At 56.5% G+C, this 13,383-nt stretch carries 15 protein-coding genes; 4 read left to right on the forward strand and 11 right to left on the reverse strand.

What is annotated here, in order from left to right:
* Window positions 1-7: 7 nt before the first annotated feature.
* Genes GYRE_RS12345 through trmB form a run of 3 tightly spaced genes read right to left on the reverse strand, consistent with a single transcriptional unit; the run spans window position 8 to window position 1,824 of the window.
* A complete protein-coding gene (locus GYRE_RS12345; protein WP_006818329.1) occupies window positions 8-727 on the reverse strand; it encodes a YggN family protein in 720 nt (239 codons plus the stop codon).
* Between the two features lie 51 nt (window positions 728-778).
* Window positions 779-1,105 carry a YggL family protein gene (locus GYRE_RS12350; protein ID WP_006818328.1) on the reverse strand — a complete coding sequence of 109 codons (327 nt, stop codon included), beginning with the start codon at window positions 1,103-1,105 and terminating at the stop codon, window positions 779-781.
* Window positions 1,105-1,824, reverse strand: a complete 720-nt coding sequence (gene trmB / locus GYRE_RS12355) for a tRNA (guanosine(46)-N7)-methyltransferase TrmB (protein ID WP_006818327.1) — start codon at window positions 1,822-1,824, stop codon at window positions 1,105-1,107. The genes GYRE_RS12350 and trmB overlap by 1 nt, the downstream gene beginning before the upstream one ends.
* 144 nt (window positions 1,825-1,968) lie before the next feature.
* Here trmB and mutY point away from each other — a divergent pair, with 144 nt between their 5' ends.
* The 4 genes from mutY (at window position 1,969) to GYRE_RS12375 (ending at window position 5,928) form a co-directional block, all read left to right on the forward strand.
* Window positions 1,969-3,021: an A/G-specific adenine glycosylase gene (mutY, locus tag GYRE_RS12360; protein WP_169741880.1), complete on the forward strand. Its 1,053-nt coding sequence runs from the start codon at window positions 1,969-1,971 to the stop codon at window positions 3,019-3,021.
* A 27-nt stretch (window positions 3,022-3,048) separates the two neighbouring features.
* Complete coding sequence (locus tag GYRE_RS12365; protein WP_006818325.1) at window positions 3,049-3,324, forward strand: oxidative damage protection protein; 276 nt, start codon at window positions 3,049-3,051, stop codon at window positions 3,322-3,324.
* 43 nt (window positions 3,325-3,367) lie between these two features.
* Window positions 3,368-4,453 (forward strand): membrane-bound lytic murein transglycosylase MltC, encoded by a 1,086-nt coding sequence (gene mltC, locus GYRE_RS12370; RefSeq protein WP_006818324.1) that lies wholly within the window; start codon window positions 3,368-3,370, stop codon window positions 4,451-4,453.
* Between the two features lie 218 nt (window positions 4,454-4,671).
* The gene (locus GYRE_RS12375) at window positions 4,672-5,928 is read left to right on the forward strand and encodes a nucleoside permease (protein WP_038255601.1); all 1,257 of its coding nucleotides are present in this window, start codon (window positions 4,672-4,674) and stop codon (window positions 5,926-5,928) included.
* A gap of 35 nt (window positions 5,929-5,963) precedes the next feature.
* On the opposite strand, the gene citG is transcribed toward GYRE_RS12375, so the two are convergent.
* From citG to GYRE_RS12415, 8 genes are read right to left on the reverse strand one after another with little or no spacing between them, the layout of a single operon-like run.
* Window positions 5,964-6,764 (reverse strand): triphosphoribosyl-dephospho-CoA synthase CitG, encoded by an 801-nt coding sequence (gene citG, locus GYRE_RS12380; protein ID WP_038255603.1) that lies wholly within the window; start codon window positions 6,762-6,764, stop codon window positions 5,964-5,966.
* Window positions 6,742-7,281 carry a citrate lyase holo-[acyl-carrier protein] synthase gene (gene citX, locus GYRE_RS12385; RefSeq protein ID WP_038255604.1) on the reverse strand — a complete coding sequence of 180 codons (540 nt, stop codon included), beginning with the start codon at window positions 7,279-7,281 and terminating at the stop codon, window positions 6,742-6,744. The genes citG and citX overlap by 23 nt, the downstream gene beginning before the upstream one ends.
* On the reverse strand, window positions 7,281-8,804 hold the full coding sequence (gene citF / locus GYRE_RS12390) for a citrate lyase subunit alpha (RefSeq protein ID WP_038255605.1): 1,524 nt from the start codon (window positions 8,802-8,804) through the stop codon (window positions 7,281-7,283). The genes citX and citF overlap by 1 nt, the downstream gene beginning before the upstream one ends.
* A 10-nt stretch (window positions 8,805-8,814) precedes the next feature.
* Window positions 8,815-9,690 carry a citrate (pro-3S)-lyase subunit beta gene (gene citE / locus GYRE_RS12395; RefSeq protein WP_038255606.1) on the reverse strand — a complete coding sequence of 292 codons (876 nt, stop codon included), beginning with the start codon at window positions 9,688-9,690 and terminating at the stop codon, window positions 8,815-8,817.
* Window positions 9,687-9,980 (reverse strand): citrate lyase acyl carrier protein, encoded by a 294-nt coding sequence (gene citD, locus GYRE_RS12400; RefSeq protein ID WP_006818317.1) that lies wholly within the window; start codon window positions 9,978-9,980, stop codon window positions 9,687-9,689. The genes citE and citD overlap by 4 nt, the downstream gene beginning before the upstream one ends.
* Before the next feature lie 16 nt (window positions 9,981-9,996).
* Window positions 9,997-11,007, reverse strand: coding sequence for a [citrate (pro-3S)-lyase] ligase (gene citC / locus GYRE_RS12405; RefSeq protein ID WP_038255607.1), 1,011 nt, complete (start codon window positions 11,005-11,007; stop codon window positions 9,997-9,999).
* Window positions 11,008-11,023: 16 nt separating this feature from the next.
* Window positions 11,024-11,887 (reverse strand): fumarylacetoacetate hydrolase family protein, encoded by an 864-nt coding sequence (locus tag GYRE_RS12410; RefSeq protein ID WP_038255608.1) that lies wholly within the window; start codon window positions 11,885-11,887, stop codon window positions 11,024-11,026.
* Between the two features lie 22 nt (window positions 11,888-11,909).
* Window positions 11,910-13,274 (reverse strand): 2-hydroxycarboxylate transporter family protein, encoded by a 1,365-nt coding sequence (locus GYRE_RS12415; RefSeq protein ID WP_038255610.1) that lies wholly within the window; start codon window positions 13,272-13,274, stop codon window positions 11,910-11,912.
* Window positions 13,275-13,383 lie beyond the last annotated feature (109 nt).

Consider the following 13,383-nt stretch of genomic DNA (forward strand, 5'->3'; position numbering starts at 1 on the left):
AAAAATCTTACTTCAACGACCCTACCAGCGTTTTACGGCTGTCTTCCAGCGACACTACGCGGGAGCAAACGTCCTTACCAAACTTCTGGAAATCATCTTCCTGATTCTTCCATTCGTTCTGGATCGCGGTCTGCAGGCCACCGAGGCTGCCTAAAATCCCCTGCAGCGGGTTACCGCCGCCTTTCAGCACCGCTTTGGCGCCAACTTCATTAATGCTGTCCTGCAGAATGCCGCCCATCGCCTGATTCACCAGCTGCTGTCCGTCAGCACGCACCTGATCGATGGCTTTATAGTGGAAGGTTAACCCATCGGTGCGGTGCTCAATGATGCGGTTCATCTGGGTTTTCAGCTGCGCATCAAGCTTGGTCAAACGCCCGCGCATGCTGCTGCTTTCACCAACCTGCTCGGTGATGATTTTATCCAGCGCGATGCGGCTTTTCTCAACGCGGGTACGAGCACCCTCATCAATCCACGGCAGCGCGGTGCGCAGCTCGGCCTGGTAATCTTTCGCCTGTTCACGCTGGGCAGCGGTCAGATTGCGCGCCTGGCCGTTGAAGGTCACGCTGCCATCCGGTGTGATGACCAGATTGCCGTTCTCCCCTTTCACCTGCACGGTTTGTGGGCTCAAAATCACATCGTCACGCGGGGTGACACTGCACTGATAATCGGCCTGTGCCGCAAAGGCGGTTACCGTCAGCGCCGCCGCAAGCAGCGTTTTGCGCATCATATTCTTCCCTCAATACAAAACGGGCCGGCAATTGCCGGCCCTTTCTTTAACTTAGTCCCACCAGACGTCGAAAAGTTCGCTGATGCGCACATCTTCAAATTTGTGCTCTTCCAGCCACTTACGAACGGTAGCCTGATGCTCTTCGGTACATTTACCGACTTCCTGCATGCAGACCAGCCCTTCCCAGGCCAGATAGCCACTGCCGTCAAATGCCAGCTTGTTTGGCTCAATGACTTCATTGATAAAGTCATCAACCACTTTATCGATCTGCTCTTCGCTGGTGCCTTCCGGAAAACGCCAGGCGACCGAAAACCCTAATTCCTGGAATTCGTCGATATGCATTTTCTTACGCAGACGACGGCTACGGTTCTTTGCCATTATTTCACCCTCTCGAACATTAAGTCCCATACGCCGTGGCCAAGACGATGGCCACGTTGTTCAAATTTGGTTACCGGACGTGATTCCGGACGCGGTACGAAGTCGTTGCTCTCAGACAGGTTTTTATACCCTTCGAGCGAGGACATGACTTCCAGCATATGTTCTGCATACGCTTCCCAGTCAGTCGCCATGTGGAATACACCACCGAGCTTCAGCTTGCTTTTAATCAGTTCTGCAAACGGTACCTGAACGATACGGCGCTTATTATGACGCGCTTTATGCCACGGGTCAGGGAAAAAGAGCTGAACCATGTTCAAAGAATTGTCAGGAATCATTTTGTGCAGCACTTCAACCGCGTCGTGACACATCACGCGCAGGTTATCGACACCCTCTTCATGAGCAGAGCTCAGGCAGGCGCCCACGCCCGGCGAATGCACTTCAATACCGAGGAAATTTTGCTCCGGCTTTGCTTTCGCCATCGCCACCAGCGATGCGCCCATACCAAAACCGATCTCCAGCGTGACTGGCGCGCAGCGGCCAAACAGCGTGTCGAAGTCGACCGGCTCTTCGCTGAACTCGACGCCCATCACCGGCCAGTAGTTATCCAGCGCGTGCTGTTGTCCTTTGGTCAGGCGCCCCTGGCGACGGACGAAGCTACGAATACGGCGCAGCGGGCGGCCGTTTTCATCAAAATCCGGTGAAATGACGTCGTTATTCATAAAAATTAAGTCTGCTTGTGAGAGTGTTCGGGAAACGGGCATTATCCAAAGTTAGGGATAGTATGCAAGCATGGGAAAGATCCTGTTTACAGCATTGTGCCGCTGTGCTGGAATTTGCCTCCCTGTTATTACGAATCGGTGACCATGCAAGCCTCTCAATTTTCAGCCCAGGTTCTGGACTGGTACGACAAATACGGGCGTAAAACTCTTCCCTGGCAAATTGAAAAGACGCCCTACAAAGTATGGCTCTCAGAGGTGATGTTGCAACAAACTCAGGTCACCACCGTTATCCCCTATTTTGAACGCTTTATGGCGCAATTCCCCACGGTTACCGATCTGGCGAACGCGCCGCTGGATGAAGTGCTGCACCTGTGGACCGGCCTTGGCTATTACGCCCGCGCGCGCAATTTGCATAAGGCGGCTCAGCAGGTTGCCAGCCTGCACAAGGGAAAATTCCCGGAAACCTATGAAGAAGTGGCCGCCCTTCCCGGCGTCGGGCGCTCTACGGCAGGGGCGATCCTCTCGTTATCGCTCGGCAAGCATTTCCCCATTCTCGACGGCAACGTCAAGCGCGTGCTGGCACGAGCTTATGCCATCGGCGGCTGGCCGGGGAAAAAAGAGGTAGAGAATCGCCTGTGGCAAATCAGCGAAGAAGTCACTCCGGCAAAAGGGGTTGAGCGCTTTAATCAGGCAATGATGGATCTGGGCGCCATGGTCTGTACGCGTACTAAACCCAAGTGCGATCTGTGTCCACTCAACAACCTGTGCATTGCTGAAGCCAACCACAGCTGGGCGCAGTATCCGGGCAAGAAACCGAAGCAGACTATTCCTGAACGCACCGGTTATTTCCTTATTATGCAGAAACACGACGACGTGTTTCTGCAGCAGCGGCCGCCGGTCGGCCTGTGGGGAGGGCTGTTTTGCTTCCCGCAGTTCGAAACCGAAGAAGCCCTGCGTCTGTGGCTGGCGCAGCGGCAGATAAATGCGGATAATCTCAGCCAGCACACCGCTTTTCGTCACACATTCAGCCACTTCCATCTGGATATTGTGCCAATGTGGCTGGATGTGCAGTCCAGTGCCTCATGCATGGATGAAGGCAGCGCTCTCTGGTATAACTTAGCCCAGCCACCGGCCGTCGGGCTGGCGGCTCCCGTGGAGCGTTTGTTACAGCAGTTACGCACCGGAGCGCTGGCATAGCGCCCTGGTCGAAAAAGAGGATATATCATGAGCAGAACTATTTTTTGTACTTTCCTGCAGCGCGACGCAGACGGCCAGGACTTTCAGCTTTACCCGGGCGAACTCGGCAAGCGCATCTACAACGAAATCTCAAAAGAAGCCTGGGGACAGTGGCAGCATAAGCAGACCATGTTGATTAATGAGAAAAAACTCAACATGATGAACCCGGAGCATCGCAAGCTGCTGGAGCAGGAGATGGTTAACTTCCTGTTTGAAGGCAAAGACGTGCATATCGAAGGCTACACGCCGCCGGAAAAACCATAAGGGCCCGACGGCCCTTACAACAAACACAACACGCACTCCCGGAATGATGAAAAAATTATTAGCGCTAGCCTTGATTGCGCCGTTGCTCGTTTCTTGTTCCAGCTCCAATAAAAAAGGCGACAGCTACAACGAGGCCTGGGAAAAGGACACCAACGGTTTTGATATTCTGATGGGGCAGTTTGCTCACAACATCGAGAATATCTGGGGGTATAACGAAGTTCTGTTGGCAGGGCCGAAGGACTACGTGAAGTATACCGACCAGTATCAGACCCGTAGCCACATCAACTTTGATGAGGGGACCATTACCGTCGAAACCATCGCCGGGACGGAACCTGCAGCGCGCCTGCGTCAGACCATCATCAAAACCCTACTGATGGGCGACGATCCGAGCTCGGTCGATCTCTACTCCGATGCCGACGATATTCAGATCTCTAAAGAGCCATTCCTGTATGGCCAGGTGGTCGACAACACCGGGCAACCGATTCGCTGGCAAGGACGTGCGGCGAACTATGCCGACTGGCTGATTCAGAACCGCCTGAAGAGCCGCAACAACGGCTTGCACATCATCTATAGCGTGACCATCAACCTGGTGCCGAACCACCTCGATAAGCGTGCACATAAGTACATCGGCATGGTACGTAAGGCTTCGCATAAGTACGGCGTTGATGAATCCCTGATCCTCGCGATTATGCAGACGGAATCGTCGTTTAACCCGTATGCGGTGAGCAACGCCGACGCCCTCGGCCTGATGCAGGTCGTACAGCACAGCGCCGGGAAAGACGTGTACCGTTCGCAAGGGAAATCCGGCACGCCGAGCCGCAGCTTCCTGTTCGACCCGGCAAGCAATATCGACACCGGTACGGCGTATCTGGCAATGCTGAACAACGTCTATCTTTCCGGCATCGATAACCCGACCTCACGTCGTTACGCGGTCATTACCGCCTACAACGGCGGCGCGGGCAGCGTGCTACGGGTGTTCTCCAGCGATAAAGCGCAGGCGGCGAACATCATCAACAACATGGCGCCAGGTGATGTCTATCAGACGCTCACCACTCGCCACCCGTCGGCTGAGTCACGCCGCTATTTGTATAAAGTGAATAGCGCGCAGAAAGGCTATCGTCGTAAGTAATTCCTCGTAAACCTCTTCCGCAAGGGAGAGGTTTTTCTTATACATGATGCATAAATGTTAACTGCGTCACTATTTCGCGCTGCAAAATTAAAATCATTGCATTTTTTTGCGGAAAGTAACAAAAAGCCTCGTACCATACCGATAGAATCTCACCAAATTCATACCCGTGAATGTTTCTAACAGAACACTTATTCCGCTCTCTTGTGAGGAAAGTAACAATGAACCTGAAGCTGCAGCTTAAAATTTTGTCATTTCTGCAGTTCTGTCTATGGGGTAGCTGGCTGACCACGCTCGGCACCTACATGATAGTCACCCTGAAGTTCGACGGCGTTTCTGTCGGTACGGTCTACAGCTCCTTAGGTATTGCGGCGGTCTTTATGCCAACCTTACTGGGGATAGTGGCGGATAAATGGATCAGTGCAAAATGGCTTTACGCCTTCTGCCATCTGGTGGGTGCTGCGACGTTATTTATCGCCGCCGGGGTGACTACACCGGGCATGATGTTCTTTGTTATCCTGCTCAACTCGCTGGCCTACATGCCGACGCTTGGGCTGATTAACACTATCTCTTACTACCGTCTGAAAACCGCCGGTATGGATATCGTGACGGCGTTCCCGCCTATCCGTATCTGGGGCACCATCGGCTTTATCGCGGCCATGTGGGCAGTGAGCTTCGGCGGCTTTGAAATGAGCCACATGCAGCTCTACATTGGTGCGGCCCTGTCTGTTGCGCTGGCACTCTTTACCCTGACGCTGCCGCATGTTCCGGTATCTAACCAGCAGAAGAGCCTCACCTGGAGCACTATGCTCGGCCTCGATGCCTTCGCGTTGTTCAAAAACAAGCGTATGGCGGTATTCTTCATCTTCGCAATGCTGCTCGGTGCTGAACTGCAGATAACCAACATGTTCGGTAACACCTTCCTGCACAGCTTCGACAAAGATCCAATGTTTGCCAGCAGCTTTATCGTGCAGCACGCTTCGGTGATGATGTCGATTTCGCAGATGTCTGAAACCCTGTTCATCCTGACCATCCCGTTCTTCCTGAGCCGTTATGGCATTAAGAAAGTCATGATGATCAGTATCTTCGCATGGATGTTCCGCTTTGGTCTGTTCGCCTACGGCGACCCGACGCCGTTCGGTAGCATCCTGCTGGTTCTGTCGATGATTGTTTACGGCTGCGCCTTCGACTTCTTCAACATCTCCGGCTCGGTGTTCGTTGAGAAAGAAGTGAAACCTGAAATCCGCGCCAGCGCCCAGGGCATGTTCCTGATGATGACCAACGGCTTCGGCTGTATCCTCGGCGGTATGGTGAGCGGTAAGGTCGTTGAGATGTACACCCTGAGCGGTGTCACTGACTGGAAATCCGTGTGGCTGATTTTCGCCGGATACTCTCTGGTTCTGGCCGTCGCGTTCTACTCCCTGTTCAAGTACAAGCACGTTCGTGTTCCGGCAGGCGCTCAGCCCGTCGCCCACTAAGTCCTTCTCATCCTCTCCCCCTGCGGGAGAGGATGCTATATTTCCCCCAGCACCCACGCCACCGACAGCAAATCAGCGCTTCCGCCCGGGCTTAAGTTACGCTCCACCAGCGCCCTGTTCATGGCCTCCAGCGCCGCCAGATCCCAACCCTCTTTCAGCAACCGCTGCGCATAGCGTTGAACATAATGCAGGCCTTCAATGCCGCCGCGCGACACCAGATTACTGTCCGGGTTGACCGCCATCAGCCGCAGCAGCCGTTCGTGCAAACTAACGCCCGGTACACTTCGCGCCATCGCAAAACCGCTCTCGGCTTCACCGCGCGCGCCGGTCAGGCCGTACTGCTGAAACTGACGTTCACCGGCGGTTGTTGCCACACTTTTTCCCGCCAGTTCACGCTGCACCATGCCGCGACACATCTCGCTCACCGCCTGACACAGCGCGTCGGCGCTAAGCCTGCGCGCCTGGCCACGCAACCTTCCGGCGGCAAAACAGAGTAACCCCAGCGCGAAAATCCCGCCTTTGTGGGTGTTGACCCCGTTGGTGGCCGCGAGCATCGCCTGTTCGCAGGCAATGCCGAACGGGCGCAGCCTGCGCAGCTGCTCGCTCACCGGAAAGTGCGCATACGCAAAGCCGGCGGCTTCAAAACGGCGAAACCAGGGGGTGATGGCGGCAATACTGCGGGTAAACAGCGCGTAATCCATATCGCGATGTGAACCGCTGTTGGCGCGGTCCACCAGCCCCGGCTTTGGCGTCAGGTTCAGCTCGTGCCATAGTGCCGCTTCGGCAAGCGCCGGGACATCCGCAGCGCGCGGTTTAGTCGCGAGTAAACCAGTCATCAATCAATTTCTCCACGCGGGATACCACCTGATCCTGAGGGTGGCGGCGAGAACGCGCACAGGCGTGCGCAGGCTCATCGCACAGCAGGCAGCGGCGCATGTCGTTGCCCAGGGATTTACGCCCTACCGGACCCAGCGTGGGACAGATGACGTCCAGATCCCACAGCCGGCCCAGCGGATGCGTCTGCTCGAGCATCGCACAGTGGGCTTTGATTTCCGTTGCCGAATGCTCCACGCACCACAGCGCCTCTGGCCCGGTGGGTAACCACAGCACCTGCCGGTCGAGTATGCGCCAGCGCTGCTGCCACAGCAGCTGGTCGCAGGCCTGCAGCGCTACCCCCATACTGTTGCGATAACGAATACTGTCTTTCACCGCGCCCGGCGTCACCAGAGTCAGTGAAATCACCGGTTGCTGGTAGTGAGTTAGCCAGTCTGCCTGCCGCGCTGCGCGGCTATCTTTCGCCGCCAGCAGCGCATCCAGGCTGACCACCGGCACTTCGGGGGTCAGCACGCTCATTACTCGCTCTCCTTCACCTGACGAACAACGTCAATCACGCTACCGTCGCGGTAGCGGATAACGCCGACGATTTTATCGGTAAACTCAATCGCTTTGGGGACACCGGTGAGCGCTATCGCGCGCTCGTACAGCGCCGTAATATCCACCACTTTCAGGCCAGCGGCCTCTAAACGCTCACGGATCTCCGGGCGCGCCGGGTTCACCGCAATGCCGTGATCGGTCACCAGCACGTCAATGCTTTCACCCGGGGTCAGGCGGGTCGTTACCCGTTTCACCACCGTTGGAATACGGCTACGCAGCAGTGGGGCGACAACGATGGTCAGGTTAGCCGCCGCCGCCACGTCACAGTGACCGCCGGATGCACCGCGCATCACGCCGTCGGATCCGGTGATCACGTTAACGTTAAAATCGACGTCAATTTCCAGCGCGCTGAGGATAACCACATCCAGCTGATCGCAGCTCGCGGCCTTACTGCCGGGGTTAGCGTAGACGTTGGTGGAGATCTCCACGTGATCAGGGTTACGCGCCAGCGACGCCGCCGCCTGCCCGTCAAAGCACTGGGTATCGAGGAGTTTTTCAATAAGCCCCTGCTCGTGCAGGTCAACCAGGCTGCCGGTGATCCCGCCGAGAGCAAAACGTGCTTTCACTCCCGCGCGCTGCATTTTCTCACCCATAAAGCGGGTGCAGGCGGTAGCCGCCGCGCCAGAGCCAGTCTGCATTGAGAAGCCATCGTAGAAGTAGCCGGAGTGCTCAATCACCTCTGCCGCGTTGCGGGCAATCATCAGCTCACGCGGGTTGCTGGTCACGCGCGCCGCGCCGACGCTGATTTTCGCCGGGTCGCCCACGCTCTCCACCTGTACGATATAATCCACCTGATCCTGCACCAGGCTCGCGGGCATATTCGGAAACGGCACCAGGCTTTCTGTCAGCAATACCACCTTACTGGCAAACTGCGCGTCCACCATGGCGTATCCCAAAGAACCGCAGCAGGATGCCCCGCTGCTGCCGTTGGCATTACCGAATTCGTCGCTGCATGGAACGCCGAGGAACGCGACGTCAATTTTCAGCTCACCGTCCTGCAGCAGCTTCACGCGGCCACCGTGGGAGTGAATTTGTACCGGCTCATCCATCAGGCCATGAGAGATAGCGTCCGCCAGTTTGCCACGCATGCCGGAGGTGTAGATCCGGCGAATAACACCGCTGCGGATGTGCTCAATCAGCGCATCGTTGCAGGTCATCAGCGAGCTGGAGGCGAGGGTCAGATTTTTGAATCCCATCTGCGCGAGCAACTCGACCACCCGGTTAATCACCCGGTCTCCCTCGCGGAAAGCATGGTGGAACGAAATGGTCATTCCGTCCTGCAGCCCGCTTTTAACAACGGCCTGTTCCAGGGTTTCGCACAGCTTGCGCTGGTGTTTGTCGGTGACATCGTCAAGCCACGGAGTGGCGCTGTGCGCGCAGTCGAACGGCGCTAAGTCCCGCAAATGCGGATACTGAATGTGGAGAAGTTCTGTCTGGTTCATGGCTCTGTCCTTAGCGACGTACACCCGAAGCGGCAGCGCGCTCCAGGACCATTTGCGCGTGGTTGATGATAGGCGCATCGACCATTTTGCCGTTGAGCGATACCACGCCAAGGCCGTTACGTTCGCCCTCTTCTGCGGCTTCAATCACCCGCTGCGCGTGGTCAACTTCCTGCTGGGTTGGCGCATAGGCATTGTGCAGCAGATCTATCTGACGCGGGTTGATGAGTGATTTGCCGTTAAAGCCCATCTTGCGAATCAGCTCAACTTCGCGCAGGAACCCCGCTTCGTCGTTAACGTCGGACCACACCACGTCAAACGCATCAATCCCGGCGGCACGTGCCGCGTGCAGTACCGCGCAGCGGGCATAGAACAGCTCGGTGCCGTCGCCGCGCTCGGTTTGCATATCCATCACATAATCAAAGGCCGCCAGCGCAATGCCGATAAGGCGCGGAGAGCTACGGGCAATCGCTACCGCGTTGATAACCCCCACCGCAGATTCAATCGCCGCCATCACTTTGGTGGAGCCCACTTCCCGGCCGCACGCTTGTTCGATGCGCTCCAGGTGTCCTTCCAGTTCGGCAACGTCTTCCGGCGTATCGGTTTTAGGCAGACGAATGACATCCACGCCCGCACGGACCGCGGCTTCAAGATCGAGCAGGCCAAAGGGCGTACTGAGTGGGTTGATGCGTACCACGGTTTCAATATCCTGGTACATCGGGTGCTGGAGCGCGTGGAACACTAGCATCCGCGCGGTGTCTTTTTCGCGCAGCGCCACGGCGTCTTCAAGATCGAACATAATGGAGTCAGGGCGATAGATAAACGCCGTGGAGAGCATGGCAGCATTGGCTCCCGGAAGGAACAGCATACTGCGGCGGAGTTTGTTCATTGGAGTTTCTCCCACTCTGGCTCTGTGACTTCCGCGGCGCGCATCAGGGCGCTCTGCAGGCGGGCACGAATCACGCAATCCAGAGCCCCTTTATCTTCGATAATAATGAGTCCCTGCCGAACGCCCATCGCGCGCAGCGTGTCATTCACCACCTGGCGAATTTGCTCGCCAAACTGCTTCATCACTTCACTGTGGATGACCACTTCCAGCTCGCCGTCGGCGGGGGAAATTTTCACCATCAGGTCGCTGGACTCCTGCGTTCCGGCCAGCGCCTCTCTTACAATTTTCATAGTTTTTTCCTGGTACTTAAGCGACGTCCGCGCTGGCGGCAAAGCGGGCCTCCAGATGCGTGAACGTGGTCTGCGGCACGATCTCCTGTATGCGCGAGAACTGCCGGGTTTTTAATAAACGGCGGACTTCAGAGGCAGAAATTGCGCTGCCGGTGGCTTTTATGCGCGGGATCTCCACCACCTCAACCGCGCCGGAAAGCAGTGTGTGCATCGTGTGGTTGTACTGACGGGTAATATCGCAAAACGGCTCAGAGCCGATAAAACGATGGGTAATACCCAACGCCGGGGCAATGTAGTCGCGGAAGATGAGCACATCGATTTCGCTCCACGCCTGCTGCACCAGGCCGCTCTCTTTAAGGAAATAGGCCGGGAAAGTGGCACGCGAAATGATGTACTGCGATCCCTCGTGCAGAGTGATATTAGACAGGTGCGCGACCCCTGCTTTCACCATCGCCAGACGGTCGCGGAACGGGAAGAACGAAGCGTCTTCCCGCACGACGAAGAGGTGCAGCCAGTCGCAGCTACGCGCCGCCTGCTCCACCAGATGACGATGCCCGTGGGTGAACGGATTGGCGTTCATCACAATGGCACCGATTCTGGCGCCAGGCCTGCGCTGTTGGGCAAGCGATCGGCAGTAGCGGGCAATCCCTTGCGGGGTGTTTTCCATTAAGACGGCGTTGTCACCGCTCTGGGCAATCGGCCAGAAACCGCTGCTCTGAAAACGCTCCCGATTGCAGGGGCGCGTACAGAGGAAAAGGTGAAAATGGCCGGTTGCCAGCGCCAGATTCTCCACTTCCCCCAGCAGGCGAGCGCTGAGGTTTTCGCCCCGCAAACGCTCGTCTACCGCTACGCACTTGATGACGTTCGCCGCGAGCCCGGCGCAGCCTACCAGGCTACCGTCTTTCCAGGCTTCAACAACCCAGGTAATGTCGCTGTCCATACCTAACCCGCTGTCGGCCAGCAGGTAGCGGATCTGGCTCATCCGTTCCGGGTGCTTCAGAACCTCGGTGATGCGAAAGTCAATCATGATGCCCTGCCGTTCCTCAGTGCGCTGCCGTCAGCTGCTGCGCGGGTGCGTCCATAATCACGTTGCTGAGATGACCGATGTGCTCAATCTCCACCTCAATACGATCGCCTGCGTTCATAAACAGCGGCGGCGTGCGTTTTTTGCCAACGCCACCGGGCGATCCGGTGATGATCACATCGCCCGGGCTAAGGCGGGTGAAGGTACTGATGTATTCAATCAGCTCCGCCACTTTGTGGATCATGCTGGCGGTGTTGTCCTCCTGCACCATACGGCCGTTAAGCCAGGTGCGGATGGCCAGCTGATGCGGGTCAGGGATTTCATCCGCCGTGGTCATCCATGGACCAAACGCCCCGGTCTGCCGCCAGTTTTTCCCGGCGGTAAACCAGGTGTGCTGCCAGTCGCGGGCGGAACCATCCATGTAGCAGCTGTATCCCCCCACGTGCTCCAGGGCCGCGCTGCGGGAGATATTCTCCCCGCCCTTGCCGATAATGACCGCCAGTTCACCTTCATAATCAAATTCACAAGAGTGACGCGGCTTCAGCACCGGCGCGTTGTGGCCAGTCTGCGAATCCGGGAAGCGGACAAACAGCGTCGGCGCCGGGTTGTGCTGGTCAAACTCTTTGCGCTTTTCGGCATAGTTCATACCGACACACAGGATCTTTTCCGGGTGTTCAATCACCGGCAAAAACTGCAGCGCGTTCAGCGCGTAGTCGCTGATTTCGCTGGCATATTGCTGCGCGTCGTTCAGCGCATCGGCGGCCAGCAGGGCTTTTAAATCGGCGTAGCGGGTGCCAATCCGACGGCCTAAATCGACCACCCCATCGGCCTTCACGATGCCGTAGCTGCGGGTCCCCTGGTGGGTAAAGCTTGCAAGTTTCATAGTGGTTCCTGAAATACATCAATCAAATAAGGAAGTTGCCAAGGACAAGCAGGGAAACCGAGACGTTGATAGCGCCGCCGATGCGGGTAGCAATCTGCGCGAACGGCATCAAGCTCATTCGGTTACCTGCGGTCAGAATGGCGACGTCACCGGTACCGCCCTGGCCGCTCTGGCAGCAGGAAACGATGGCGACATCAATCGGGTGCATACCGATCTTTTTACCGACGAAGAAGCCGGTCGCGACCAGTGCCGAAACGGTGCTGATGATGACCAGCAGGTTCGTGATGTTGAATGCAGCAACCAGCTCTTCCCATGGCGTAATCGCCACGCCCACGGCGAACAGGATCGGGTAGGTCACTGAGGTCTGGAAGAATTTGTACACTACCTGCGAGCCTTCAAGGATGCGCGGAGAAACACCGTGCGCCAGCTTGATGAAGACGGCGATGAACAGCATGCCAACCGGTGCCGGCAGGCCAATCAGTTTATGGCCGAGCATGCCGAGCATATAGAGCAGCACCGCCAACAGCGCGCCGGAAGCGATGGTCGCTACGTCAACTTTGCCGCTGAAGATCGCCGCAGGAGCTTCGTTTTTCGCATCTGCTTTGCTGTCCGGCATCAGTTGACCTTCGCCGGTCAGGTGCGGATAGCGTTTACCCAGCTGGTTCAGACAACCGGAGATAACGATAGCCGTCAGGCTGCCCAGCATCACCATCGGCAGAATACGCCCCAGCGCCACGCCCTGATCCATATGCAGCAGGGTCGCATAACCGATGGAGAGCGGGATCGCCCCTTCGCCAACGCCGCCGGCCATGATGGGCAGAATAATGAAGAAGAAGATCTGGAACGGTTCGAGACCCAGCGCCAGACCGACGCCCATCCCGACAATCATGCCGACGATTTCACCGCACAGCATCGGGAAGAAAATACGCAGGAAGCCCTGAATCAGCGTGGTGCGATTCATGCTCATGATGCTGCCGACAATAATGCAGCAGATATAGAGATACAGAATGTTGGTAGATTTATAGAATTTGGTGGTCGACTCGACCACCACGTCCGGCAGCAGACCGTAATACACCAGCGCGGACGGGATGAAGGTCGCGCAGATTGCCGCCGCCCCCAGCTTGCCGATAATCGGTAAACGTTTACCGAACTCACCGCAGGCAAAACCGAAGAACGCCAGGGTGGCAACCATCACCACAATGTCGCTTGGCAGTTTACCGCCCAGGCAGTCAATGGCAATAAGCGCACCGGCTAACAAAAACAGTGGCAGAGGAATAATCCCCACCTTCCAGGTATCCATAATATGCCACCACTTCTCTTTGAGAGAGCGCTTTGGAATATCTATCGGGTCGTGGGTAACAGAAAAAGAATCATCAGTTGTGCTCATGAGTAAGCCCCTTAGTTATTTTGCATTGTCAGAGTAGTGAGGCAATGACGCACTTTATGTGAGGAAATGCAGATAACAACCGAAGTTTTAATGGCACCTATGGTTTTTA

The sequence above is a fragment of the Yokenella regensburgei ATCC 49455 genome, assembly GCF_000735455.1.
In the GTDB taxonomy this organism is placed as follows: Bacteria; Pseudomonadota; Gammaproteobacteria; order Enterobacterales; family Enterobacteriaceae; genus Yokenella; species Yokenella regensburgei.